The sequence below is a fragment of the Vibrio sp. TRT 17S01 genome (assembly GCF_050113695.1).
Classification (GTDB): domain Bacteria; phylum Pseudomonadota; class Gammaproteobacteria; order Enterobacterales; family Vibrionaceae; genus Vibrio.
In genome coordinates this window covers 86244-108240 of record NZ_JBNJOG010000013.1, presented here as the reverse complement: position 1 = coordinate 108240, position 21997 = coordinate 86244, and the positions used below count along the sequence as shown (strand labels likewise).

Sequence of the window (21997 nt, the reverse complement as noted above, 5' to 3'; positions counted from 1 at the left end):
CAGAAGTGAAACGAATTAGCGCCGATGGTAGTGTGGGGCTTCCCCATGTGAGAGTAGGACATCGCCAGGCTTTAAATTTAGACTTTAAGTCTAACCAGTGCGGAGCGGTAGTTCAGTTGGTTAGAATACCGGCCTGTCACGCCGGGGGTCGCGGGTTCGAGTCCCGTCCGCTCCGCCACTTATTCGAGAGTCGTCTCATAAAATACGAAGCTTAGGGGTGTAGCTCCAATTGGCAGAGCAGCGGATTCCAAATCCGCGTGTTGGGAGTTCGAATCTCTCCACCCCTGCCATATTTAAGGCCTTAGTCGAAAGACTAGGGCCTTTTTGCTTAAACCGCTAACTTCCATTCTTTCTGCTTCTCTTTTTCTTCAAGAGTATACCTTTCGGAACTGCATCAAAATATCTGCATACGGCTAGTTACTTTGATACTTGTTGTGTTGTTGAAATAATTCAACCTAGTTACATGAAAGAGATTCAGAAAATTTCACAGTTAAAGTAAGTTTTAAACTTTTCCCACCAGAACTCGTGCATATATAGAAGTCTCTTCCCGTTTTCTGCGAATCAGATAATGTAGGAGTTTCATTTATAAGTCGTGTAGTACAAAAAAGCCCACTCTAATGAGTGGGCTAAGAATTCAGCTGTGACGGAGCTAGTATTATTTCAAAATAGCATTGTTGCCGTTTTCACGAACATGTTTTAGTAAGTTTTTAACGCCGCGTGCGCTAGATGCTACAACGTTGCCTGACTTCATGTATTCTGTGCCACCAGCAAAGTCGGTAACAATTGCACCAGCTTCACGAGCAATTAGCTCACCAGCTGCAATGTCCCATGGTTTTAAGCCAAGCTCAAAAAAGCCATCTACACGACCTGATGCTAGGTAACATAAATCAAGTGCCGCAGAGCCTGTGCGACGGAAATCGGCACAATCAACGAACAAAGAAGATAAGATCTTAAAATAAGATTCAGAATGCTGCTTTTGTTTGAATGGGAAGCCAGTTGCTAAAACAGTGCCTTGAAGATCTTTTACTTCTTTCACACGAATGCGAGCATTATTAAGCTGAGCACCGGCACCGCGCTGCGCAGTAAATAGTTCATTCAGCATAGGGTCGTAAACGCAGGCTACTTCTGTTTTGCCTTTCAGGCGTACAGCGATAGAAACAGAGAAGTGAGGCAAACCTTTTACAAAGTTTGTAGTGCCATCCAGTGGGTCAATGATCCATTGCACGTCTGAGTCTTTACCTTCAATAAGGCCGTTTTCTTCAGCGATGATGCTGTGATCAGGGTAAGAGTTTTTGATCACATCAATAATGATTGCTTCTGCTTCTTTGTCTACGTTAGTTACAAAGTCATTAGTGCCTTTCTGAGTAGATTCAATTTTCTCAGAGTTTTCAAGTGATTTAGCAATATGATTGCCTGCTTTTCGTGCAGCACGAATAGCAATATTTAGCATAGGATGCATAGAAATTTCCCAACGGATGTTAAAGAACAGAAAAACGGGCGCAGTATACACATACTCTACTCAAAATGGAAGTGATGTTTTTTTGAACTTTCAATCGGTGAATTATCATAGGACCTGACTATTTTAGTCGGGTATGTGGTAAGATTCTGCGGCTTAATTTGTACTGGAACTATCACATGCTAGACAACGTAAAAGTCGTACTCGTAGGAACTTCTCACTCTGGAAATATTGGCTCAGCAGCAAGAGCGATGAAGGTGATGGGGTTAAGTCGTATGGTGCTTGTTGACCCACAATGTGAAGTCGATGCTCAAACAGTAGCGCTTGCCGCTGGTGCTAGTGAAATTGCTTTGAATGCAACGGTCGTGTCGACGTTACAAGAAGCGATTGAAGATTGTAATCTAGTGGTTGGTTCGAGTGCTCGCTCTCGGACATTGGAATGGCCAATGTTAGAGCCTAGAGAGTGTGGTAAAAAGTTCGTTGAGTTTGGTAAGTCCTCAAATGTTGCTTTAGTTTTTGGACGGGAAAGAACAGGACTGAGTAATGATGAATTACAAATGTGCCATTATCATGTTTGCATACCTGCAAACCCTGAATACAGTTCACTTAATTTGGCAATGGCAGTACAAACATTAAGCTATGAAATAAGAATGGCATTTTTGGAGGATCAAGCGGCTGAATATCCAGTTCAACCAGAGCATGATTACCCAAGACATAAAGAGCTCGAACTTTTTTATGCACACCTTGAAAAAGTGATGCTCAATACCCAGTTTTTAAAAGAGCAACAGCCCGGAAAAGTCATGAATAAGATTCGTCGCTTGTTCAGTCGTGCTAGACCAGAGAGCCAAGAGCTCAATATTTTACGAGGCATTCTAACTGCAATAGAGCGTAAGATATCGAACTAACTAATCCATATTAATTTAATGGTTAAATACCTGACTAATTTAGTCAAATAAATACTTGACCAATTTATGTGGTTATGAAAAACTTCATGGTACATAAACGATGTGGATACGGGTGAGTTATGAGACTTACATCTAAAGGAAGATATGCTGTTACAGCCATGCTGGACGTTGCGTTACATTCACAGCAAAGCCCAGTACCTCTTGCTGATATTTCTGAACGTCAGGGAATTTCTCTTTCATACCTAGAACAACTGTTTTCTAAGTTGCGTAAAGCAGGCTTGGTTGCGAGCGTTCGAGGCCCTGGTGGTGGTTACCGCTTAGGTGCAGAAGCAGATACAATTGCTATCGGAACAGTGATCGCGGCTGTAGATGAGTCGGTTGATGCAACTAAATGCAACGGTAAGGGTGATTGCCAAGGTGGTAGTCGCTGTTTAACGCACACTTTGTGGCGTGATTTAAGTTCTCGAATCAGTGGTTTTTTGAACAACATCACTTTGGGTGAACTGATGCGAGATAACGAAGTCCTTGAAATTTCAGATCGTCAAGATGTTGATTTGGCGATCAATCATGGGTTGGCAAATAAAAAAATCAACACCGCACCCATTGGTGTAAATGCCCGCTCGTAATGCGGTCAGTGTTTTTACATTGGAGTAGAGAATGAAACTGCCTATTTATCTAGACTATTCGGCAACATGCCCTGTGGATCCTCGTGTTGCTGAGAAAATGGTTCAGTACATGACGATGGATGGTACCTTTGGTAACCCAGCATCTCGTTCACATCGTTACGGCTGGCAGGCAGAAGAAGCAGTAGATACCGCTCGTGAACAAATTGCAGACCTCCTAAATGCAGATCCTCGCGAAATTGTATTCACATCTGGAGCGACAGAGTCTGACAACCTTGCTATTAAAGGTGCAGCACATTTTTACTCTAAGAAGGGTAAACACGTAATCACTTGTAAAACAGAGCATAAAGCGGTACTTGACCCATGTCGTCAACTAGAACGCGAAGGCTTTGAAGTGACTTACCTAGAGCCAGAATCAAACGGTCTGATCGATCTAAACAAACTTCAAGCAGCAATGCGTGAAGACACTGTTTTAGTATCAATCATGCACGTTAACAACGAGATTGGTGTCATCCAAGACATCGCTGCAATCGGCGAGCTATGTCGTGAACGTAAGATTGTTTTCCATGTGGATGCTGCACAGTCTGCGGGCAAACTACCAATCGATGTTCAAGAATTGAAAGTTGACCTAATTTCACTGTCTGCGCACAAAGTATACGGTCCTAAAGGCATTGGCGCACTTTACGTACGTCGTAAGCCTCGTATCCGTCTGGAAGCGCAAATGCACGGTGGTGGTCATGAGCGTGGTTTCCGTTCGGGTACACTTCCAACACACCAAATCGTGGGTATGGGTGAAGCGTTCCGTGTAGCGAAAGAAGACATGCAAAAAGATTACGATCACGCGCTAGCACTTCGTAACCGTCTTCTCGATGGCGTTAAAGATCTAGAAGCAGTAACGGTGAACGGTGACCTAGAGCAGCGTGTTCCACACAACCTAAACGTGAGCTTTGCATTCGTAGAAGGTGAATCTCTACTGATGTCACTGAAAGACCTAGCCGTTTCTTCTGGTAGTGCTTGTACATCAGCGAGCTTAGAACCATCTTACGTTCTTCGTGCACTTGGTCTAGATGACGAATTAGCGCACAGCTCAGTACGTTTCTCATTTGGTCGTTTCACGACTGAAGCAGAAATTGATTATGCAATTGAACAAATCCGCGTAGCCGTTACAAAGCTACGTGACATGTCTCCTCTATGGGATATGTACAAAGAAGGGATTGATTTGAGCACTGTTGAATGGGCTCACCATTAATCATTCCAAGGAAAGGTAGAGGATTCGAGGTAATTTATCATGGCATATAGCGAAAAAGTAATTGATCACTACGAGAACCCACGTAACGTTGGTTCGTTCGATAAAGAAGACCCAGCAGTAGGCAGCGGCATGGTTGGCGCGCCAGCTTGTGGTGACGTAATGAAGCTTCAAATCAAAGTGACGCCAGAAGGCATCATTGAAGATGCGAAATTCAAAACATACGGTTGTGGTAGTGCAATCGCTTCAAGCTCTCTTGTGACTGAGTGGGTTAAGGGTAAGAGTATTGATGAAGCGGCAGCGATTAAAAATGCTGAAATTGCAGAAGAGCTTGAATTACCACCAGTGAAAGTACACTGCTCAATTTTGGCAGAAGATGCGATTAAAGCAGCGGTTGCTGACTACAAGAAAAAACACCAAGATTAAGTAATCTGTATATAATGGGAGCCGTGCTCCCATTCCGAAACGTAATTTAGACAGACTAAGGTGCAGTATGGCCATCACAATGACAGAAACAGCGGCAAGTCGCGTAAAAGCATTCCTAGATAACCGAGGTAAAGGGATCGGTTTGCGTCTTGGAGTGAAGACGACAGGCTGTTCCGGTATGGCTTATGTACTTGAGTTTGTTGATGATCTAAATGAAGAAGACGAAGTATTCGATCACTCAGGCCTGAAGATCATCATTGATAAGAAAAGCCTAGTATACCTAGACGGTACTGAGCTGGATTACGTTAAGGAAGGGTTGAATGAAGGTTTTGAGTTCAACAACCCGAACGCGAAAAGTGAATGTGGTTGTGGTGAAAGCTTCAACGTCTAATTGATTGTCCTTCTGGGCAAACGAGTCCAGAAGGCGTTACTAGGACCCGATCTTAATGAATCACTTTGAATTATTTGGGCTACCAAGTCAGTTTCAGCTGGATGGTAGCCTTCTTTCTTCTCAGTTCCGAGAACTGCAAAAACGCTTCCACCCAGACAACTTTGCGACCGCCTCTGAACGCGACCGTTTGATGGCGGTTCAAAAAGCAGCGCAAATCAACGATGCGTATCAAGTACTTAAACATCCTATCTCTCGCGCTGAATACATTCTGGCAGAAAATGGCACAGAAATTCGTGGTGAGCAACAAACCATGCAAGACCCAATGTTCCTAATGGAGCAAATGGAATTGCGTGAAGAACTGGAAGACATTGCTGACAGCTCTGATCCTGAATCAGCGCTTTTTGACTTCGATTCTAAGGTCAGCAAAATGTACAAACAGCATTTGGCGAGTGTAGAACAAGAACTTGATCAAGGTCTTTGGGCGGAAGCTGCAGACCGAGTTCGTAAACTCAAATTCATTGCCAAGCTAAAGAACGAAATTGAACTGGTTGAAGATAAACTCCTCGGCTAGTTAGCGCGACAAGGACCCATCATGGCACTACTTCAAATCGCAGAACCGGGCCAAAGCTCGGCACCTCATGAGCACAAGTTAGCAGCGGGTATCGACTTAGGTACCACCAACTCTTTGGTTGCATCTGTTCGCAGCGGCGACGCAAAAACACTGACAGATGACCAAGGTCGTAGCATTTTGCCGTCTGTGGTGAACTACGTACAAGATACGGCGTTAGTTGGTTATGAGGCCAAAGCAAAAGCAGAGCAAGAACCAGAAAACACCATTATTTCGGTAAAACGTCTAATTGGTCGTTCATTAAAAGACATTCAAGCTCGCTACCCATCTTTGCCTTACCAATTTAAAGAAAGCGACAAAGGTCTGCCTATTCTGCAAACTGCGCAAGGTGACAAGAACCCGATTGAAGTGTCTGCCGACATTCTTAAATCACTAGGCAAACGTGCAGAAGAGACACTAGGTGGCGAGTTAGCTGGCGTGGTTATTACTGTTCCTGCTTACTTTGATGATGCTCAACGTGCTGGTACAAAAGATGCGGCGAAATTGGCGGGGCTTCATGTGCTACGTCTGCTTAACGAGCCGACAGCTGCAGCGATCGCTTACGGCCTAGACTCTGGTCAAGAGGGCGTGATTGCGGTTTACGATCTAGGTGGCGGTACGTTCGATATCTCCATCCTACGTTTGTCAAAAGGCGTATTTGAAGTATTAGCAACAGGTGGTGATTCTGCGCTAGGCGGTGATGATTTTGACCACCTATTAGCGGATTACCTAATGGAGCAAGCTGGTCTAGAAGCGCCGCTTTCTGCTGAGAAAAACCGTGCACTACTGAACATTGCAACAGCAACTAAGATTGCTTTCTCTGAGCAAGACAGTGTTGATGTTGATGTATTTGGTTGGAAAGGTTCTGTGACTCGCGAGCAGTTCGAAGATCTGATTCGTCCGCTAGTGAAGAAAACCCTGATGTCTTGCCGTCGTGCATTGAAAGATGCGGATGTGGATGCGGAAGACGTACTTGAAGCGGTTATGGTTGGCGGTTCAACTCGCACATTGCTTGTTCGTGAAATGGTAGGCGAATTCTTCGGTCGTACACCACTGACAAGCATTAACCCAGATGAAGTTGTTGCAATCGGCGCGGGTATTCAAGCAGATATCCTAGCGGGTAACAAACCTGACTCTGAGATGCTGCTTCTGGACGTTATTCCTTTATCTCTTGGTATTGAAACCATGGGCGGCTTGGTTGAGAAAATCATTCCACGTAACACCACTATTCCTGTGGCTCGTGCGCAAGAGTTTACGACGTTCAAAGATGGTCAAACGGCAATGAGCGTGCACACCGTACAAGGTGAACGAGAAATGGTGGATGACTGTCGTTCACTGGCTCGTTTCTCATTAAAAGGCATTCCACCGATGGCGGCTGGTGCTGCACACATTCGCGTGACGTACCAAGTGGATGCTGATGGCCTGTTGTCTGTCACTGCGATGGAAAAGAGCACGGGTATTCAGGCTGAAATCCAAGTGAAACCTTCTTACGGTCTAAGTGATAATGAAGTCGCAAACATGCTGCGTGACTCGATGACTTACGCGAAAGAAGACATGCAAGCTCGCGCACTGGCCGAGCAGCGCGTAGAAGCGGACCGTGTGATTGAAGGCTTGATTGCAGCGATGCAAGCTGATGGTGATGAACTACTATCAGACCAAGAGAGACAAGACCTAGTAAAAGTGATTGAAGCGCTGATTGAACTGCGCAACGGCGAAGATGCGGACGCCATCGAGCAAGGCATCAAAGACACCGACAAAGCAAGCCAAGATTTTGCGTCGCGCCGTATGGATAAATCGATTCGAGCTGCACTGTCAGGTCAGTCAGTTAATGATATATAAGAGATAAGTAGTTATGCCTAAGATTATTGTATTACCACACGAAGATTTGTGCCCAGAGGGTGCAGTGTTGGAAGCAAACACTGGTGACACCGTTCTAGACGTAGCACTAAAAAATGGCATTGGTATCGAGCATGCATGTGAAAAATCATGTGCATGCACTACCTGTCATGTGATCATTCGTGAAGGTTTTGATTCGCTAGAAGAGAGTGAAGAGCTAGAAGACGACATGCTAGATAAAGCATGGGGTCTGGAGCCTGAGTCTCGCCTTGGATGCCAAGCGAAAGTAGCGGATGAAGACTTGGTTGTCGAGATCCCTAAATACACGCTAAACCACGCATCAGAAGATCACTAATACTATCTCCCCAATATAAGGGATGAAGCAAAAGGAAGACGAGCAATGAAATGGACAGATTCACGCGACATCGCGATTGAGCTTTGTGATAAGTTTCCTGATTTAGATCCTAAAACTGTACGTTTTACCGATCTCCACCAGTGGATCATGGAACTAGATGAGTTTGACGATGAGCCAAGCCATTGTAATGAAAAGGTTCTAGAAGCGGTTATTCTGTGCTGGATGGATGAGATGGACTAGAAATCTCACAGAGTTAACAAATTTTACTAAAAGAAACGGACCTTCGGGTCCGTTTCTTTATCAAATTGACATTTTAACCCTACATAATGCTAACATCCGTTAGTTACTACAATAATGGCGACAAAACACTAATTAAGACAAGGAGAAACCATGTCTACACAGATGTCGGTATATTTAAGCCAAGAAGCGGCGGCTGCCCAATGGGGCGATAAAGCAATTCTATCTTTCAACGAGAGTGGGGCAACGATCCACCTTGGGGAAGGTCATGATCTCGGTGCGATTCAACGTGCTGCGCGCAAGCTTGAAGGGCAAGGCATTCAAGCGGTATTTTTGGCGGGTAATGGCTGGGACTTAGAAACAGTTTGGGCATTCCAACAAGGATACCGAGCGCCAAAGAAAAAGGCGACACTAGAGTGGACAGCGTTAAGTGAAGAAGACGAAGCCGAACTGAAGGCTCGCATTAGCGCGACAGAATTTGTTCGCGATATCATCAATAAGCCAGCTGAAGAAGTTGCACCACGTCAGCTTGCAACCATGGCTGCTGAGTTTATTAAGTCTGTTGCACCTGAAGGCACAGTGACAGCAAAAGTTGTAAAAGATAAAGACTTACTTACCGAAGGGTGGGAAGGTGTTTATGCGGTAGGTCGAGGCTCTTCACGCACGTCAGCCATGCTGCAGCTAGATTTTAACCCAACGGGTGATGAAAACGCGCCAGTATACGCATGTTTAGTGGGTAAAGGCATTACGTTTGATTCAGGTGGTTATAGCATTAAACCATCTAACTTTATGACCGCGATGAAAGCTGACATGGGCGGCGCGGGTACTATCACAGGTGGTTTAGGGCTTGCGATCATGCGCGGTTTAAATAAACGTGTGAAGCTGATCCTTTGCTGCGCTGAGAATATGATCTCTGGTCGTGCACTTAAACTTGGTGACATCATTACTTATAAAAATGGTAAGACGGTTGAGATCATGAATACCGATGCGGAAGGTCGATTAGTATTGGCTGACGGTCTTATCTACGCAAGTGAACAGAAGCCTGAGCTGATCATTGACTGTGCAACGCTAACAGGGGCTGCGAAGAATGCTCTGGGTAATGATTACCATGCATTAATGAGCTTTGATGATGAGCTGTCTCACCAAGCTCTTACTGCTGCAAATCATGAGAAAGAAGGGCTATGGTCATTGCCATTGGCTGATTTTCATCGTGGTATGCTACCTTCAAACTTTGCTGACTTGTCTAATATTAGCTCTGGTGATTACTCTCCTGGTGCAAGCACGGCTGCGGCATTCTTGTCTTACTTTGTTGAAGATTACAAGAAAGGCTGGTTACACTTTGACTGTGCAGGGACTTACCGTAAATCGGCATCGGATAAGTGGGCAGCTGGCGCGACAGGTATGGGCGTACGTACTCTGGCTCGCATTCTTACTGAACAAGCTAAATAAAAGCTTTGAGCAGCCTGAAATGGCTGCTTACTATAACTACAAAGAACGAAGTAAAAGGATACCTTATGGCTCTAGAAAGAACTTTTTCTATTATCAAGCCCGACGCTGTAGAACGTAATCTTATTGGTGAAATCTATCATCGTATTGAACAAGCCGGATTACGTATTATTGCTGCAAAAATGGTTCATTTAACGGAAGAACAAGCCAGTGGGTTTTACGCTGAACATGAAGGAAAGCCCTTCTTTGACGATCTGAAAGCCTTTATGACTTCTGGGCCAATCATGGTTCAAGTACTTGAAGGTGAAAATGCGATAGCGAATTATCGTGAGCTAATGGGTAAAACCAACCCGGAAGAAGCGGCGACAGGTACGATTCGTGCGGATTACGCATTGAGCATGCGTCATAACTCAGTCCATGGTTCAGATAGCCCAGTATCTGCAGCAAGAGAAATAGAATACTTTTTCCCTCAAGCTGAAATTTGCCCACGCAAATAATCACAATACATTAAGAAGAAGCCTCAGCAATTGCTGAGGCTTTTTGTTTTATAGCATGTCAGCTGCTCTGTGGACGGCATTGATGAGCAGAGCAACATCTTCTTCAGTATTGTAAGGGCCAAACGACACTCTGATGGTTCCAGAAAGGCCAAGAGCATCCATTAAAGGATGGGCGCAATGATGCCCGGCTCTAACTGCAATACCTTGTTGATCCAGTAATGTGGCCATATCTTGATGATGAACCCCATCCATCACAAAGGTGAGCACTGAAGCATTGACCTGATAGCCAATAACCTGAATGTCTTCAATTGAAGAGAGGGCATTATATGCTAGTTGCTGAAGGTGATGTATATGACATTCTACGTCTGCTTGATCATATTGTTGATACCAAGCGATAGCTGAACTCAATGCAATGGCACCGGCAACATTAGGGGTGCCTGCTTCAAACTTTCCCGGAAGTTGTGAGAAGGTTGTTTTTTCAAACGAGACTCGCTCTACCATCTTGCCACCACCGTGCCAAGGCGGCATGGATTCTAACAACGCTTGTTTGCCATACAGTACACCAATGCCTGTGGGAGCATAGAGCTTATGACCTGAGAATACGTAAAAATCGGCATCGAGATTGTGTACATTAACGTGTTCATGAACAATGCCTTGAGAACCGTCAATCACTGCAATGGCACCGTATTGGTGCGTAAGCTCAATAATTTTCTCGATTGGTAAGCGCGTTCCGGTCACATTGGTAATATGAGCCACTGCCACAATACGTGTTTTTTCTGAAAGTAACGAGTGAAAGGCATTCAGATCAAAACGACACTCTTTTGTCATCGGGATTTTAATGACTTTCGCCCCTGTTTGTTCGGCGACAATTTGCCAAGGTACGATATTGGCATGATGCTCCATTTCGCTAACCAGTATTTCATCACCAGCTTGCAGGGTGTTTCTGGCATAAGTTTGCGCGATCAGGTTTAACGCTTCAGTTGCCCCTCGTGTCCAGATGATTTCTTTACTGTTTATTGCACCGATGAAGTCGGCAACATGGCTACGAGCAGCCTCGAATTCAGTGGTAGCATGAGCGGTGAGGCTATGGCTGCCACGATGCACGTTTGCATTTTGATGGCTGTAGTACTGAGTGATGGTGTCGATCACTTGTTGGGGTTTTTGGGTTGTAGCTGCGCTGTCGAGGTAAACTAAAGATTGCCCGTTCACTTGCTGAGTTAAGGCTGGAAACTGCGCTCTAATTGCTTTTACATCTAGCATGCTTCATCACCCAACTTGTGATATTGCAGGGTCGGGATGGTAATCATAGGTTCTGCAACTGTCCAAGCATGCTCTTTTCCTGAAAGGCGAATGATGATCTCCATTGCGAATTCAAGTGCAGTTCCAGGGCCTTGGCTTGTGATCAGATTATGATTAACGTCAATAGTCACACGCTTCACTCGCCATTTCTGCTCAGGGATGTGAGATTGAAAACTTGGATGGCAGGTCATTAGTGCATCAGGGTAGAGCTGGTGATGTTGAAGAACCAGCGCGGGCGCGGCACAGATTGCTGCAACTAATTTCCCTTCGTACATTTGTTGGCGAACAATCTCAACCAAAACGGTGCTATCTCTAAACGTTTCCGAACCACCGACACCACCAGGAAGTACAATCGCATCAAACTCATCATCTGCGATATCTACGAGTTTACAGTCAGCGGTTAGAGTGACGCCACGAGAAGCTTGCATTGTAAGTTTGCCGTCGGAATCAGCACTTGCAACGACGATATCATAACCTGCGCGAACCATCATATCGATAATGGTGACGGCCTCCATCTCTTCAGTTCCAGAGGCAATAGGGACGAGAATTTTCTTACTCATGATTCTTTCCAACTGTTTTCTATTTGTTTGATGCGGTTATACAAGTCGCGGTTTTTTGGTGTTTCAATGTGATGTTTGTCAGCTTGCTGCAGCATGTACCCAGTAATGAAGTCAATTTCAGTTTGACGTTGATGAGCAATATCTTGCCTCATTGAAGAGTAGTTCTCGCTGGTGGCTTGTGCGACATTCAGTATCGTTTCAAGTAGCTCTTTAGGGTTGGTGTCGATGTGTTCAAGCGTCATGACTTCAACCAACTCTTGAGTGAGTTCTCGAAGTGTTGTTCGCCATTTTTCTTGAGTCAGTTGACCATTCTTAAATTGATGGAGACCCGTTAATGGATTAATAGCGCAGTTGACCGCCAGTTTCGTCCACAGTGCTTGGCGAATATCTTGATTCCAACTGACAGGTGCCAAAGCGTGTTGGAATACCTTGGCTAAAAAGTCGCATTGCTTACCTAACGAGTTATAGCCACCGAGCTGGGTATGACCTGAGCCCGTGTGATGAACCTGCGATTTAGTCGATTTATAGGCCCCATGCGTAGTAGTTGCAAGAATAATGGGATTCTTTGGTAGCAACTGTGCGACGATCTCTGCTGTGCCCATTCCATTATGCATAAGAGTAATTATGGTATCACTGTGTAGCCATGGGATTAGTGGTGTGATCGCCGTTTCTACTTGCCATGCTTTAACGGTCACTAGAAGGAGATCTGCTTGAGAAAGCGATTGGGTTCTGCGGTGAGCAAACACTTCTGGTTCGTTTTGATCTAACTGTACTGATGCTGTTTCTGATTGAGACGTCCCCCAAAGAGAAACTTGGTGTCCTGCGTGTTTGAGTTTGATCGCCCACAGTGAGCCAATGGCTCCCGGGCCTAGAATGACAATATTCACCCAATGTTCTCGGTAAAAAGCTTTGCAGCAAGGATAATGGGTGGGATTGGGAAAGCAAATAAAAATGGCGCTAAATAGCGCCATTTATTAAGTGTTGTTTTATTCTACTTGCTTAGAACTTGTAAGTTACTGCAACGTAGTGGCCAAAGCCTGTTGATTTGAAACCGTCACTATCTTTGATGCCGTATACGTCTTTGTATCCTTTCAAACCGTAACCTACAGCGAAGCGGTCTGAGTGCCAGTAGATACCATTAAACATCGCACCACCGTTACTCGCTGTTGAGTACTCATCCTTCATGCCAAATTGGTAATCAATGTAACCTTGGTAAGAAATGAATGAACCATTTTCGAAGAAGTAGAAAGGTTTAAACCAGTTTGTCGAGATCTGGAAACCATTCCAATCTTTACGGTTACCATCGTAGTTTCCGTATAGGTTTAGGCCAATTTTGCCTAACCAAGGCACATTTACGTCAGAGCCAATACCAACTTTTTGGTTGTTTACTGAGAATGGGTTTGTTTTGTAGTCAGTACCATCCCATTCAAATAGCGTTGCAACGTATACTTCTTGAACTGGACCAAATGAAAGATCTGCACCTGTTAGAGCGTCTAGCGACATACGCGGTGCAAACTTCATAAAGATTTTTGGATCGCCAGCTTTATCGCTACCTTTATCTGAAGTTAGGTTAAATACATCAACGTAACCGTATAGATCGAAGATACCTGAACGACCACCAAACTCCATTTCTAAATAGTCATGGCTTGACTCGCCTGGTAGCTCATCGAAAGCACCCATAAGGTTAAACTGAAGCCACTTGTAATCGTTTTTGTGGATATCGCCGTCTGAGTAGTCAGCAGCTAGAGCTGGTGCAGAAGTTGCTGCAAGCAGGCTAAGAGCTAAAAGTGATTTACGCATAAGGGAACTCTCTATGTCTGTTTATTTTACATTTAGCTAACCTATGTCGTGGGTTGCACATTGGCTGCTATTTATTGTCTGCGGCGAATAATATCGATAAAAATCTCAATTTGAAGTGCTATAGAGTGTAAAAAAATATAAATCGAGTGATCGTAGTCACATTGTTGATATTAAAAATGAGTCAGATGCAAGGTTTCAGTGATTTGCACACAAAGTGATATGGGTATCGTTTACGCAAGCGTTTACTTGATTTTTTATGTTTATCGAATAACCAACATTTCTAGTTAGTGATCTCTTTGTCTCTTTCAACGTACATGTTACTGAAAGGTTGTATTTTGGAGTGTTCATGACAGAAATAATGCTATTTCCTATCAACGCGATTGTATTACCGGATGGTGTTGTAAAGCTGAGAATATTTGAGTCTCGCTATCGACGTTTAGTAAGAATAGCCTCAATGTCGGCAGCAACTTTTGGTGTTTGCTTGTACGACGTTGAAGAGCAAAACATCTCTAAGGTTGGGACCTTGGTTAGGATTGTCGATTATGAATGGCTTTCTGGTGGTGTCTTAGGGTTATCTGTTGTTGGCGAGCAGCGATTTGAAATTGAAACTCTTCGTCATGATTACGATGGATTACGTTGGGCGAAAGTAAATTATTTGCCTTCCTGGTCAATGCAGAGTGATGCTCTGAGTTATGCGCCATTAGTGAAAAAGTTGGAAGCCTTGTTTATCAATATTCCACAGCTTGCTCAGCATTATGATGAAAGACGTTTTGATGACATTAGTTGGGTCGTCCAACGTTGGCTAGAGTTACTGCCATTAGCTAAGAAAGAATCTGAACACCTATTAAAAGAAGAGGATGGTACTAAAGCGTTAGAGTATGTGATGAATGCGGTATCCGATAAAAATTGCAGATTAAATTGATCGTTTTTTTTAGGGGCGCGTATTCTAATAATAAGAATGATAAGTTCGCACTGAGGTACCTAGATGGAAAACAAAGAGCCAACGAACTTTTCCAAAGCAGACTGGATTGAGTGTATGGAGCGAGTGAAGTCCAAAGACAAGCATGCCTTTGAGCTTATATTTCGTTTTTTTGCTCCCAAGTTAAAGAGTTTTGCTTTCAAACAACTGAGAAATGAACAAGTCGCAATAGAGTTGGTACAGGAGTCATTGGCGATTGTGTGGCAGAAAAGTCACCTATTTGATGGTAACAAGAGTGCGTTGTCGACTTGGATTTATACTATCGTCAGAAATCAATGTTTTGACACATTACGTAAGCAGAAAGGTTCAGCCTCTTTATTGTTAGCCCAAGATATTTGGCCTGAAGATGTGAGCCCTCCTGAAATGGTAGAGCACTACACGCCAGAACATGATCTAATGAAAGAGCAGGTGGTTAAATTTTTGCAAACACTACCAGAAGCACAAAGACAGGTTGTGGAGGCGGTTTACTTGGAGGAGTTGCCTCATCACGCTGTTGCTGAGCGATTTGATATTCCAGTTGGTACGGTGAAGTCGAGGCTGAGGTTAGCCGTGGAAAAATTAAGGCATTCGATAAAGGTGGGTCAATTATGAATCATCATCCAGACAAACACTTGTTACAAGCTTATGCTGAGGGTTCTATTGATGCTGCCAACGGTTTTGCCATTGCGATTCACCTAGAAACCTGCCCGCAATGTAAAGCGATTGTGGCTCAAGCTGAGGAGTCGTTGGCAAAACAATCTTTAAGCTTAGATAGCGGCCTCAAGAGTGAGTTGGATTGTTCGTTTGATAATATGCTGAGTCAGATCACGGCATTACCTCAAGAAGAGGTTGGTAGGGTTCTCCTAGAATCTCCACCTGAGGTAGAAGTTAACGGTAAGTCTTTTCATTTGCCTCGTGCATTGAGCCGTTTTACTGATCAACTCGGCAGTTGGCGAAGCTATGGTGGGCGCGTTTATAGTTCCACGATTGATATTGGTGAGAAAGCCCGGGTAAGCTTGTTGTACATCGGTGAAGAGGTTCAAATCCCCCATCATACGCACAAGGGAGTTGAATCGACATTGATACTTCATGGTGGTTTCAGTGATGAAGATGGGCATTATGAAGCGGGTGATTTTATTGTTCGAGATACGCGCACTGTGCATTCACCATATACAAACGTTGGGGAGGATTGCTTATGTTTAGCGATTTTGACGGAACCGATGCTATTTACTCAGGGTGTTGCGCGTATTTTCAATCGATTTGGTAAAGGAATGTACCCTTAATAAGGGATACAACAGGCATATTAAGCGAAATAAAAAGGGTTGCACTAGTGCAACCCTTTTTAAATGAGATGACTAGTTAGTCGTTTCCTGAGAAGAGAGTTTAGCTTCTTCATCTGCAGCGTTGGCTTTGGCTTTCTCTAGCATGTTGGTAAAGTAATGTCGTAGCGAGTACAACATGATTAGGCTAGGTATTACCATCAATGCGGTTAAAATGAAGAAGGTTGACCAATCATTGAGGTAATCAACGAGCTCACCACTGAATGACGCCAATGTTGTTCGACCAAAGTTCCCCAAGGAAGCTAATAATGCATATTGTGTTGCAGAGAAGGCTTGCCCAGTAACGACGGTTAAGAAAGAAACAAAGGCCACGGTAGAAAACGCAGAGGTAAAGTTATCGACAACCAAAGTCGCTAAAAATAGCTGCTCATTCGGTCCTACGTTGGCAATCCAAGAGAACATCAGGTTACTTGCTGCCATTGCAATGCCGCCAATCATCAAACCGCGAACAATACCGAATTTCACGTTGACCATACTGCCTAATAAGGTAAATAGAATGGTTAGTCCCCATCCAATCAACTTGGAATAGTAGCCAATTTGTTCGTTTGAAAAGCCGATTTCTTTATAGAATGTTATCGACATTCGACCAAGGAAAGCTTCTCCAATTTTAAATAGGAAAACAAACAGCAGTAGCGTAAGGGCAACGCGGAAACCATTTCTTCTGAAAAAGTCCAAAAATGGTTCAGCAACGGTTACGGTTAACCAAGCAATCACTCGATTCCCAACCACATCCGAGTGGCGCTTTTCTGCTTGTTGTTGTAATGCATCTCGCTGTGTTTTTGGCTCGCCTACAAGCAAGGTGAACACCATCAATAAGCCCACAATGGCAGCCATGCCGTAGTAAACCCCATTCCAGCCGATGGAATCAGCATTAATAAACGCCAGATAACCGGGTAGTGAGTAACCTGTCCACCAACCAATTACAGCCATAGCTGAGGCTTGAGGAAGTTTTGATGGCTCAGATTTAGGGAAAGTGTCGATACGGAAAGCATCAATGGCAATATCTTGTGTTGCGGAAGAGATTGCAATTCCAAGCGCCAACATAGAGGTCAGCATTAAGTTTTTAGATGGGTCAACGCCTGCAATTAATAAAGTACAAACTAGAACCACGGATTGACAAAGGAAAATCCAGCTACGTCTTTGCCCAAGTACAGCGTGTAAAACAGGAAGCTTTACGCGATCCACTAAAGGTGCCCATAGAAAGTTAATGGCATAAACAGCAAATACACTACCAAAGTAACCAATCGCAGCGCGTGTTAATCCCGCATCTTTTAGCCAGCCAGACATATTGGAGCCGATGAGTACCCACGGGAAGCCACTGGAACAACCCAACATGAAGACCCACAGCAAGCGTTTATCCATGTAGCTGCGAATCGTCTCAGCCCAAGATAAAGAAGAAGAGCTTGAAGACATAAATAAGTCCTTATTTATAAAAATAGAAAAGGCTCTGTATCGTTCAGAGCCTTGATGAGTTACTTAAGTACCGTTGCATTGATAATAATAATGGGTTGAACCGGTACATTCTGATAGCGACCCACATTATGCGTTGGTTTGGTGGCCATTTGTTTCACAACATCAAAACCTTGAGTCACTTTACCAAAAACTGCATAACCGGGAGGTTGTTGGTCATAGTCAAGAAAGGTGTTGTTATTGTAGTTGATGAAAAACTGGCGGGTTGCGGAGTCAGGATCGTTGGTGCGAGCCATAGCAACAGTAGCAACTTCGTTTTTTAATCCATTTGAAGCTTCATTTTTGATCGGGGCATAAGTTTTTAACATCTTCATGTTTTTATCAAAACCACCACCTTGAGCCATAAATCCCGGAATTACACGATGGAATTGGCTACCAACATAGCTACCATCTTTAACGTATTTAAGGAAGTTAGCGGCTGTTATTGGGGCTTTTTCACTATTTAGTTCGACAACAAATGGTCCAAGGTTTGTTTCAAACATCACTTTAGGCCCAGCCACAGCCAGCTGGCTGATAAGAGCCAGAGAAGCAATCAGTAATTTCCACATATTTAGAAGCGCTCACTCATGTAGTTTTGTAATTCGCGATCATTGGCTACTTCTTTGAGTACAAGGTTAGCCACGTCATTTAGCACTTCTTCGATATCATCGTTTGAAGCACTTAAAGCTCCATTGCGTTTACCTGTACCAGTGTAAGTTTTTACTAACTTGCCAGCAGGTGTTTCAGCGGTGACTTCGAGAACGATTTTCGCATCCATTTGATTCTCCATCACTGAATGCTTAACCGTCACTAACGCTTCTTGAACTTCAACTTCAATTGAATTCTGGCTACTTACTGTGCTGTGGAAGCCTTGAGACTGAAACAGTTGTTGCAGTGCGTTTTCTAACGTAATGCGAATATTTTGTTTTGCATGGATCGGCTCAATGTTAGAGCGACCACTGTCAACCAAAGCGACATATTGAGCCGCGCGTACATCTTTACTGGTTAAAGAATACGTTTTGCCTTTAACTAAGCTGTTTGTGCTCAGCTCGGCTTGAGGCATAAAATTAACTTGCTCTTGTTGTGGAGCGGAACAAGCTGTAAGTAGAACCATTGACGCAGCGAGAACCAGTTTTCTCATCATTTTTTCCTTTTTCTTTTACTCTCAAGTGAGAATTCAATAACTAGAGAGATAATAGTTAACTATTTAGTCGCTTGTAAAATAACAAATTTCTTGTTTGATGCGACAATCTCTACATTCGACTTGCCAAATAACCGACTTAACTTCCCATCGTAGCCGAGGTGACGGTTACCGATAACTAATAATTGGCCACCGGTTTTCAGAACATGCTTTGCATCACAGAACATTTGCCAAGCGATATGATCCGTGACGGTTTGTTGTTGATGAAACGGCGGGTTACAAACCACGAGGCTAGCGCTGTTTTTAGTAAAACCGTCAAGGCAGTTGTTGGCGATACAGTGAATATCTCGTTCTTGGCCTAAGTTGTGAATTAAATTTCGTTTTGCAGACTCCACCGCCATATGACTTTCATCAACACATGTTATTTTTGCCTGTGGGTTTAAACGCCCAAGTGCGACAGACAAAACCCCATTACCACAACCTAAATCAACAAAATCACTTAATTCTGGGTCTTGCGGCAAATGTTGCAAGATGAATCTTGCTCCTAGGTCTAAGCTCTCTCCGGAATAAACGTTGGCAAGGTTTTGCAATTCAATGCCTAATTCATCAATAGTCCATGTGGCTGATTCATCCACGGGCTTGACTGGCTGACAATTTGCTTTGCTAAAAACAAGGCGATGTTTTTTCCATGCTAAAGATGTTGTGGTATCACCTAAGTATTTATCAAATAGCTTTAGCGTAGAAGTGTGAATTTCACGAACTTTGTTTACTGCGATAATTGGGCAGGTTTCTGGCAATGACTGCCTGAGCTGGGTCAGTTGCCAAACTAAATGGCGATTATTTTTTGGGAGCTGATAAAGGACAAGATCAACGTTATCAGGAATAGTGTCCATGGTGGAATGAAAATGGACTTTATTACATTGATTTCGTTGTAAGTTTTTGAGTGTAGCTAAGTGAGAGATGTGTGAGTCACTCATCATGCTCACCTGATGTTGTCGTGAAAACCAACAGGACAAGGCACCGAACTGATCGTTTAAAATTAAGACATGCTTTCCAGGCTCTAATTGCAGCTCCTGTTCAACATAATTGATTAGGTATTCATCACCTGCGTCCCAAGCCTGTAAAGATTCATTGGCTAGCTTAGGGTAACGGTATAGCGTTAAAGTACGGTCATGAAGCGTAAGCTCAGTTTTCATTTTTGCAAGGTTACTGGGTGATTGGAAAAGTGAATTGTCTCAGAAGGCGGGAAAACAAGAAACTAAAACCTTGGGTTCAGGCATAAGTGAGCTTATGATATCACTTCTCTTAGACGTGAATATGTCACTTTATTAACAAAAGATGAGAAGAAGAATATGATCCAGGAAGTCATTGAATCAAAAATCAATACTGCGTTAAAACCAAGTCATCTAGAAGTGCTGAATGAAAGTTATATGCATAACGTTCCTTCAGGCAGTGAAAGTCATTTCAAAGTGATTATTGTTAGTGATGAGTTTGAAGAAAAACGTTTAATTGCACGCCATCGCATGGTTAACCAGATTTTAGCAGATGAACTTGCTCATCATATTCACGCTTTAGCGATTCACACTTATACACCTGATGAATGGACAAAGCAGCACGGTTTTTCCCCTGATAGCCCTATGTGTCTAGGTGGTTCGAAAGAAGAGTAGGTGGATTATTTCGTGCTAGTATTACTTTGAGATATCTCTAGTAACATTGTGTAAACAATTGGCTGTCATGAGAGTAATTAAAATGGATTGTTTCACTTTGTTAATGAAGAAGGTCAATGCAAACCGTATGGTTACTTTTCTTTGTGCGATGGCTCAAAGTTATGACTAATATTTAGCCTTTTAACCTCAATTCCTTTCAAATATCCCTACTTATCCTATCTTTGGTCATGGCATCGTATTCCTAAAAAATGCTAGACTATCGCACCTGATAAATCTCGCTTTCAATTTGTGATGAGATTTTTACTAGGATGTTGCGATTTTGGTGTTTAAAACAGCACCGAAACCGGACACTAATGTCGTGTCTAAAAGTTACGCAAACAAAGAATCTTTTTCCCGATAAAAGTAGTGCAAGTGCGTATGATTACAATAAAGAAGGGTTTGGATCTTCCTATTGCAGGAGCTCCTACCCAGGTGATTAATGATGGTAAGTCCATCAAAAAAGTCGCCTTGCTTGGCGAAGAGTACGTTGGCATGCGTCCTACCATGCATGTCCGCGTTGGCGATGAAGTGAAAAAAGCGCAAGTTCTTTTTGAAGACAAGAAGAACCCAGGCGTGAAGTTCACTGCTCCAGCAGCCGGTAAAGTGATCGAAGTTAACCGTGGCGCTAAACGTGTTCTTCAATCAGTAGTGATTGAAGTGGCAGGTGAAGAGCAGGTTACATTTGATAAGTTCGAAGCAGCTCAGCTAGCTAGTCTAGATCGCGAAGTGATCAAGACTCAATTGGTTGAATCTGGCCTTTGGACCGCTTTACGTACTCGTCCGTTCAGCAAGGTTCCAGCAATCGAGTCTTCTACTAAGGCAATTTTTGTCACTGCAATGGATACTAATCCACTCGCAGCACAGCCTGAGTTGTTAATTAATGAACAACAAGACGCATTCGTTGCCGGTCTAGACATTCTTTCAGCCCTGACAGAAGACAAAGTTTACGTATGTAAATCTGGTACTAGCTTACCTCGTTCTTCTCAGTCAAACGTAGAAGAACACGTTTTCGATGGCCCTCACCCAGCAGGTCTTGCTGGCACCCACATGCATTTCCTATACCCAGTGAATGCAGAAAATGTGGCATGGAGCATCAACTACCAAGACGTTATTGCGTTTGGTCAGCTTTTCTTAACTGGTGAGCTTTACACTGACCGTGTTGTATCTCTAGCTGGTCCTGTTGTGAACAACCCACGTCTTATTCGTACTGTTTTAGGTGCTTCTCTTGAAGACCTAACAGACAGCGAGTTGATGCCTGGCGAAGTTCGTGTGATTTCTGGTTCAGTACTGTCTGGTACTCAAGCTTCTGGTCCACATGCTTACCTAGGTCGTTACCACCAACAAGTTTCTGTATTACGCGAAGGTCGTGATAAAGAGCTGTTTGGTTGGGCAGTTCCTGGTAAAAACAAATTCTCAATCACGAAATCTTTCCTTGGTCATATCTTCAAAGGTCAGTTGTTCAATATGACAACGACGACTAACGGTAGTGACCGTGCAATGGTTCCAATTGGCAACTACGAGCGTGTAATGCCTCTTGATATGGAACCTACATTGCTACTTCGTGATCTATGTGCTGGCGATACTGATAGTGCTCAAGCACTGGGTGCGCTTGAACTGGATGAAGAAGATCTAGCATTGTGTACCTTTGTATGTCCTGGTAAATACGAGTACGGTCAGCTACTTCGTGAATGCCTAGATACCATTGTGAAGGAAGGGTAA

At 43.6% G+C, this 21997-nt stretch carries 25 protein-coding genes and 2 tRNA genes; 18 read left to right on the top strand and 9 right to left on the bottom strand.

Annotation, left to right across the window (positions count from 1 at the left end; genetic code table 11):
• The first annotated feature begins 101 nt into the window (after nucleotides 1–101).
• Together ACQEXS_RS17850 and ACQEXS_RS17845 are read left to right on the top strand one after the other, a co-directional pair.
• Nucleotides 102–178, top strand: a tRNA-Asp gene (locus tag ACQEXS_RS17850).
• Nucleotides 179–213: 35 nt separating this feature from the next.
• Nucleotides 214–290, top strand: a tRNA-Trp gene (locus tag ACQEXS_RS17845).
• Nucleotides 291–655: 365 nt separating this feature from the next.
• Here the strand turns inward: ACQEXS_RS17845 and suhB are convergent.
• Nucleotides 656–1459 carry an inositol-1-monophosphatase gene (gene suhB, locus ACQEXS_RS17840; protein WP_427011573.1) on the bottom strand — a complete coding sequence of 268 codons (804 nt, stop codon included), beginning with the start codon at nucleotides 1457–1459 and terminating at the stop codon, nucleotides 656–658.
• Nucleotides 1460–1635: 176 nt separating this feature from the next.
• Between suhB and trmJ the strand changes: the two genes are divergently transcribed.
• From trmJ to ndk, 11 genes are all read left to right on the top strand, one after another.
• The gene (gene trmJ / locus ACQEXS_RS17835; RefSeq protein WP_427011574.1) at nucleotides 1636–2361 is read left to right on the top strand and encodes a tRNA (cytosine(32)/uridine(32)-2'-O)-methyltransferase TrmJ; all 726 of its coding nucleotides are present in this window, start codon (nucleotides 1636–1638) and stop codon (nucleotides 2359–2361) included.
• A gap of 119 nt (nucleotides 2362–2480) precedes the next feature.
• Nucleotides 2481–2987 (top strand): Fe-S cluster assembly transcriptional regulator IscR, encoded by a 507-nt coding sequence (gene iscR, locus ACQEXS_RS17830; RefSeq protein ID WP_367988287.1) that lies wholly within the window; start codon nucleotides 2481–2483, stop codon nucleotides 2985–2987.
• Nucleotides 2988–3018: 31 nt separating this feature from the next.
• A complete protein-coding gene (locus ACQEXS_RS17825; RefSeq protein WP_427011575.1) occupies nucleotides 3019–4233 on the top strand; it encodes an IscS subfamily cysteine desulfurase in 1215 nt (404 codons plus the stop codon).
• A 39-nt stretch (nucleotides 4234–4272) separates the two neighbouring features.
• The gene (iscU, locus tag ACQEXS_RS17820) at nucleotides 4273–4656 is read left to right on the top strand and encodes a Fe-S cluster assembly scaffold IscU (protein ID WP_239837389.1); all 384 of its coding nucleotides are present in this window, start codon (nucleotides 4273–4275) and stop codon (nucleotides 4654–4656) included.
• A 67-nt stretch (nucleotides 4657–4723) separates the two neighbouring features.
• Nucleotides 4724–5047, top strand: coding sequence for an iron-sulfur cluster assembly protein IscA (iscA, locus tag ACQEXS_RS17815; protein WP_427011576.1), 324 nt, complete (start codon nucleotides 4724–4726; stop codon nucleotides 5045–5047).
• 55 nt (nucleotides 5048–5102) lie between these two features.
• Entirely contained in the window at nucleotides 5103–5618 is a 516-nt protein-coding gene (hscB, locus tag ACQEXS_RS17810) for a co-chaperone HscB (protein ID WP_005424897.1), read from the top strand.
• Nucleotides 5619–5639: 21 nt separating this feature from the next.
• Complete coding sequence (gene hscA, locus ACQEXS_RS17805; protein ID WP_427014726.1) at nucleotides 5640–7493, top strand: Fe-S protein assembly chaperone HscA; 1854 nt, start codon at nucleotides 5640–5642, stop codon at nucleotides 7491–7493.
• A 13-nt stretch (nucleotides 7494–7506) separates the two neighbouring features.
• Nucleotides 7507–7845: an ISC system 2Fe-2S type ferredoxin gene (gene fdx / locus ACQEXS_RS17800; protein WP_005424889.1), complete on the top strand. Its 339-nt coding sequence runs from the start codon at nucleotides 7507–7509 to the stop codon at nucleotides 7843–7845.
• 45 nt (nucleotides 7846–7890) lie between these two features.
• Nucleotides 7891–8085 carry a Fe-S cluster assembly protein IscX gene (gene iscX / locus ACQEXS_RS17795; protein ID WP_427014725.1) on the top strand — a complete coding sequence of 65 codons (195 nt, stop codon included), beginning with the start codon at nucleotides 7891–7893 and terminating at the stop codon, nucleotides 8083–8085.
• A gap of 150 nt (nucleotides 8086–8235) precedes the next feature.
• A complete protein-coding gene (gene pepB / locus ACQEXS_RS17790; protein WP_427014724.1) occupies nucleotides 8236–9531 on the top strand; it encodes an aminopeptidase PepB in 1296 nt (431 codons plus the stop codon).
• Between the two features lie 65 nt (nucleotides 9532–9596).
• Nucleotides 9597–10025 (top strand): nucleoside-diphosphate kinase, encoded by a 429-nt coding sequence (gene ndk, locus ACQEXS_RS17785; protein WP_367988294.1) that lies wholly within the window; start codon nucleotides 9597–9599, stop codon nucleotides 10023–10025.
• Nucleotides 10026–10073: 48 nt separating this feature from the next.
• On the opposite strand, the gene csdA is transcribed toward ndk, so the two are convergent.
• The 4 genes from csdA to ACQEXS_RS17765 form a co-directional block, all read right to left on the bottom strand.
• Entirely contained in the window at nucleotides 10074–11285 is a 1212-nt protein-coding gene (gene csdA, locus ACQEXS_RS17780) for a cysteine desulfurase CsdA (protein WP_427014723.1), read from the bottom strand.
• Nucleotides 11279–11884 (bottom strand): DJ-1 family glyoxalase III, encoded by a 606-nt coding sequence (locus ACQEXS_RS17775; RefSeq protein WP_427014722.1) that lies wholly within the window; start codon nucleotides 11882–11884, stop codon nucleotides 11279–11281. Before ACQEXS_RS17775 ends, csdA begins: the two co-directional genes overlap by 7 nt.
• Nucleotides 11881–12771, bottom strand: a complete 891-nt coding sequence (panE, locus tag ACQEXS_RS17770) for a 2-dehydropantoate 2-reductase (RefSeq protein WP_427014721.1) — start codon at nucleotides 12769–12771, stop codon at nucleotides 11881–11883. The genes ACQEXS_RS17775 and panE overlap by 4 nt, the downstream gene beginning before the upstream one ends.
• A gap of 112 nt (nucleotides 12772–12883) precedes the next feature.
• Nucleotides 12884–13684, bottom strand: a complete 801-nt coding sequence (locus ACQEXS_RS17765; RefSeq protein WP_367988298.1) for an outer membrane protein OmpK — start codon at nucleotides 13682–13684, stop codon at nucleotides 12884–12886.
• A 346-nt stretch (nucleotides 13685–14030) separates the two neighbouring features.
• Here ACQEXS_RS17765 and ACQEXS_RS17760 point away from each other — a divergent pair, with 346 nt between their 5' ends.
• The 3 genes from ACQEXS_RS17760 (at nucleotide 14031) to ACQEXS_RS17750 (ending at nucleotide 15925) form a co-directional block, all read left to right on the top strand.
• Nucleotides 14031–14606 (top strand): LON peptidase substrate-binding domain-containing protein, encoded by a 576-nt coding sequence (locus ACQEXS_RS17760; RefSeq protein ID WP_427014720.1) that lies wholly within the window; start codon nucleotides 14031–14033, stop codon nucleotides 14604–14606.
• 63 nt (nucleotides 14607–14669) lie between these two features.
• Nucleotides 14670–15254 (top strand): sigma-70 family RNA polymerase sigma factor, encoded by a 585-nt coding sequence (locus ACQEXS_RS17755; RefSeq protein WP_427014719.1) that lies wholly within the window; start codon nucleotides 14670–14672, stop codon nucleotides 15252–15254.
• Nucleotides 15251–15925, top strand: coding sequence for a ChrR family anti-sigma-E factor (locus ACQEXS_RS17750; RefSeq protein WP_427014718.1), 675 nt, complete (start codon nucleotides 15251–15253; stop codon nucleotides 15923–15925). The genes ACQEXS_RS17755 and ACQEXS_RS17750 overlap by 4 nt, the downstream gene beginning before the upstream one ends.
• 72 nt (nucleotides 15926–15997) lie before the next feature.
• On the opposite strand, the gene ACQEXS_RS17745 is transcribed toward ACQEXS_RS17750, so the two are convergent.
• The 4 genes from ACQEXS_RS17745 to ACQEXS_RS17730 form a co-directional block, all read right to left on the bottom strand.
• Nucleotides 15998–17395: an AmpG family muropeptide MFS transporter gene (locus ACQEXS_RS17745; RefSeq protein WP_367988303.1), complete on the bottom strand. Its 1398-nt coding sequence runs from the start codon at nucleotides 17393–17395 to the stop codon at nucleotides 15998–16000.
• A gap of 59 nt (nucleotides 17396–17454) precedes the next feature.
• Nucleotides 17455–18000, bottom strand: a complete 546-nt coding sequence (locus ACQEXS_RS17740) for a peptidylprolyl isomerase (RefSeq protein WP_427014717.1) — start codon at nucleotides 17998–18000, stop codon at nucleotides 17455–17457.
• 2 nt (nucleotides 18001–18002) lie between these two features.
• Nucleotides 18003–18572: a YajG family lipoprotein gene (locus tag ACQEXS_RS17735; RefSeq protein WP_367989137.1), complete on the bottom strand. Its 570-nt coding sequence runs from the start codon at nucleotides 18570–18572 to the stop codon at nucleotides 18003–18005.
• Nucleotides 18573–18634: 62 nt separating this feature from the next.
• The gene (locus ACQEXS_RS17730; protein WP_427014716.1) at nucleotides 18635–19768 is read right to left on the bottom strand and encodes a methyltransferase; all 1134 of its coding nucleotides are present in this window, start codon (nucleotides 19766–19768) and stop codon (nucleotides 18635–18637) included.
• Between the two features lie 156 nt (nucleotides 19769–19924).
• Between ACQEXS_RS17730 and bolA the strand changes: the two genes are divergently transcribed.
• Both bolA and ACQEXS_RS17720 read left to right on the top strand, forming a co-directional pair.
• Nucleotides 19925–20239, top strand: coding sequence for a transcriptional regulator BolA (gene bolA, locus ACQEXS_RS17725; protein ID WP_427011587.1), 315 nt, complete (start codon nucleotides 19925–19927; stop codon nucleotides 20237–20239).
• 417 nt (nucleotides 20240–20656) lie between these two features.
• Entirely contained in the window at nucleotides 20657–21997 is a 1341-nt protein-coding gene (locus ACQEXS_RS17720) for a Na(+)-translocating NADH-quinone reductase subunit A (protein WP_367988307.1), read from the top strand.

Coding starts and splice junctions, on each gene's coding strand:
- suhB (WP_427011573.1), bottom strand. CDS start 1,459: ATGCATCCTATGCTAAATATTGCTATTCGTGCTGCACGAAAAGCAGGC.
- trmJ (WP_427011574.1), top strand. CDS start 1,636: ATGCTAGACAACGTAAAAGTCGTACTCGTAGGAACTTCTCACTCTGGA.
- iscR (WP_367988287.1), top strand. CDS start 2,481: ATGAGACTTACATCTAAAGGAAGATATGCTGTTACAGCCATGCTGGAC.
- ACQEXS_RS17825 (WP_427011575.1), top strand. CDS start 3,019: ATGAAACTGCCTATTTATCTAGACTATTCGGCAACATGCCCTGTGGAT.
- iscU (WP_239837389.1), top strand. CDS start 4,273: ATGGCATATAGCGAAAAAGTAATTGATCACTACGAGAACCCACGTAAC.
- iscA (WP_427011576.1), top strand. CDS start 4,724: ATGGCCATCACAATGACAGAAACAGCGGCAAGTCGCGTAAAAGCATTC.
- hscB (WP_005424897.1), top strand. CDS start 5,103: ATGAATCACTTTGAATTATTTGGGCTACCAAGTCAGTTTCAGCTGGAT.
- hscA (WP_427014726.1), top strand. CDS start 5,640: ATGGCACTACTTCAAATCGCAGAACCGGGCCAAAGCTCGGCACCTCAT.
- fdx (WP_005424889.1), top strand. CDS start 7,507: ATGCCTAAGATTATTGTATTACCACACGAAGATTTGTGCCCAGAGGGT.
- iscX (WP_427014725.1), top strand. CDS start 7,891: ATGAAATGGACAGATTCACGCGACATCGCGATTGAGCTTTGTGATAAG.
- pepB (WP_427014724.1), top strand. CDS start 8,236: ATGTCTACACAGATGTCGGTATATTTAAGCCAAGAAGCGGCGGCTGCC.
- ndk (WP_367988294.1), top strand. CDS start 9,597: ATGGCTCTAGAAAGAACTTTTTCTATTATCAAGCCCGACGCTGTAGAA.
- csdA (WP_427014723.1), bottom strand. CDS start 11,285: ATGCTAGATGTAAAAGCAATTAGAGCGCAGTTTCCAGCCTTAACTCAG.
- ACQEXS_RS17775 (WP_427014722.1), bottom strand. CDS start 11,884: ATGAGTAAGAAAATTCTCGTCCCTATTGCCTCTGGAACTGAAGAGATG.
- ACQEXS_RS17765 (WP_367988298.1), bottom strand. CDS start 13,684: ATGCGTAAATCACTTTTAGCTCTTAGCCTGCTTGCAGCAACTTCTGCA.
- ACQEXS_RS17760 (WP_427014720.1), top strand. CDS start 14,031: ATGACAGAAATAATGCTATTTCCTATCAACGCGATTGTATTACCGGAT.
- ACQEXS_RS17755 (WP_427014719.1), top strand. CDS start 14,670: ATGGAAAACAAAGAGCCAACGAACTTTTCCAAAGCAGACTGGATTGAG.
- ACQEXS_RS17750 (WP_427014718.1), top strand. CDS start 15,251: ATGAATCATCATCCAGACAAACACTTGTTACAAGCTTATGCTGAGGGT.
- ACQEXS_RS17745 (WP_367988303.1), bottom strand. CDS start 17,395: ATGTCTTCAAGCTCTTCTTCTTTATCTTGGGCTGAGACGATTCGCAGC.
- ACQEXS_RS17740 (WP_427014717.1), bottom strand. CDS start 18,000: ATGTGGAAATTACTGATTGCTTCTCTGGCTCTTATCAGCCAGCTGGCT.
- ACQEXS_RS17735 (WP_367989137.1), bottom strand. CDS start 18,572: ATGAGAAAACTGGTTCTCGCTGCGTCAATGGTTCTACTTACAGCTTGT.
- ACQEXS_RS17730 (WP_427014716.1), bottom strand. CDS start 19,768: ATGAAAACTGAGCTTACGCTTCATGACCGTACTTTAACGCTATACCGT.
- bolA (WP_427011587.1), top strand. CDS start 19,925: ATGATCCAGGAAGTCATTGAATCAAAAATCAATACTGCGTTAAAACCA.
- ACQEXS_RS17720 (WP_367988307.1), top strand. CDS start 20,657: ATGATTACAATAAAGAAGGGTTTGGATCTTCCTATTGCAGGAGCTCCT.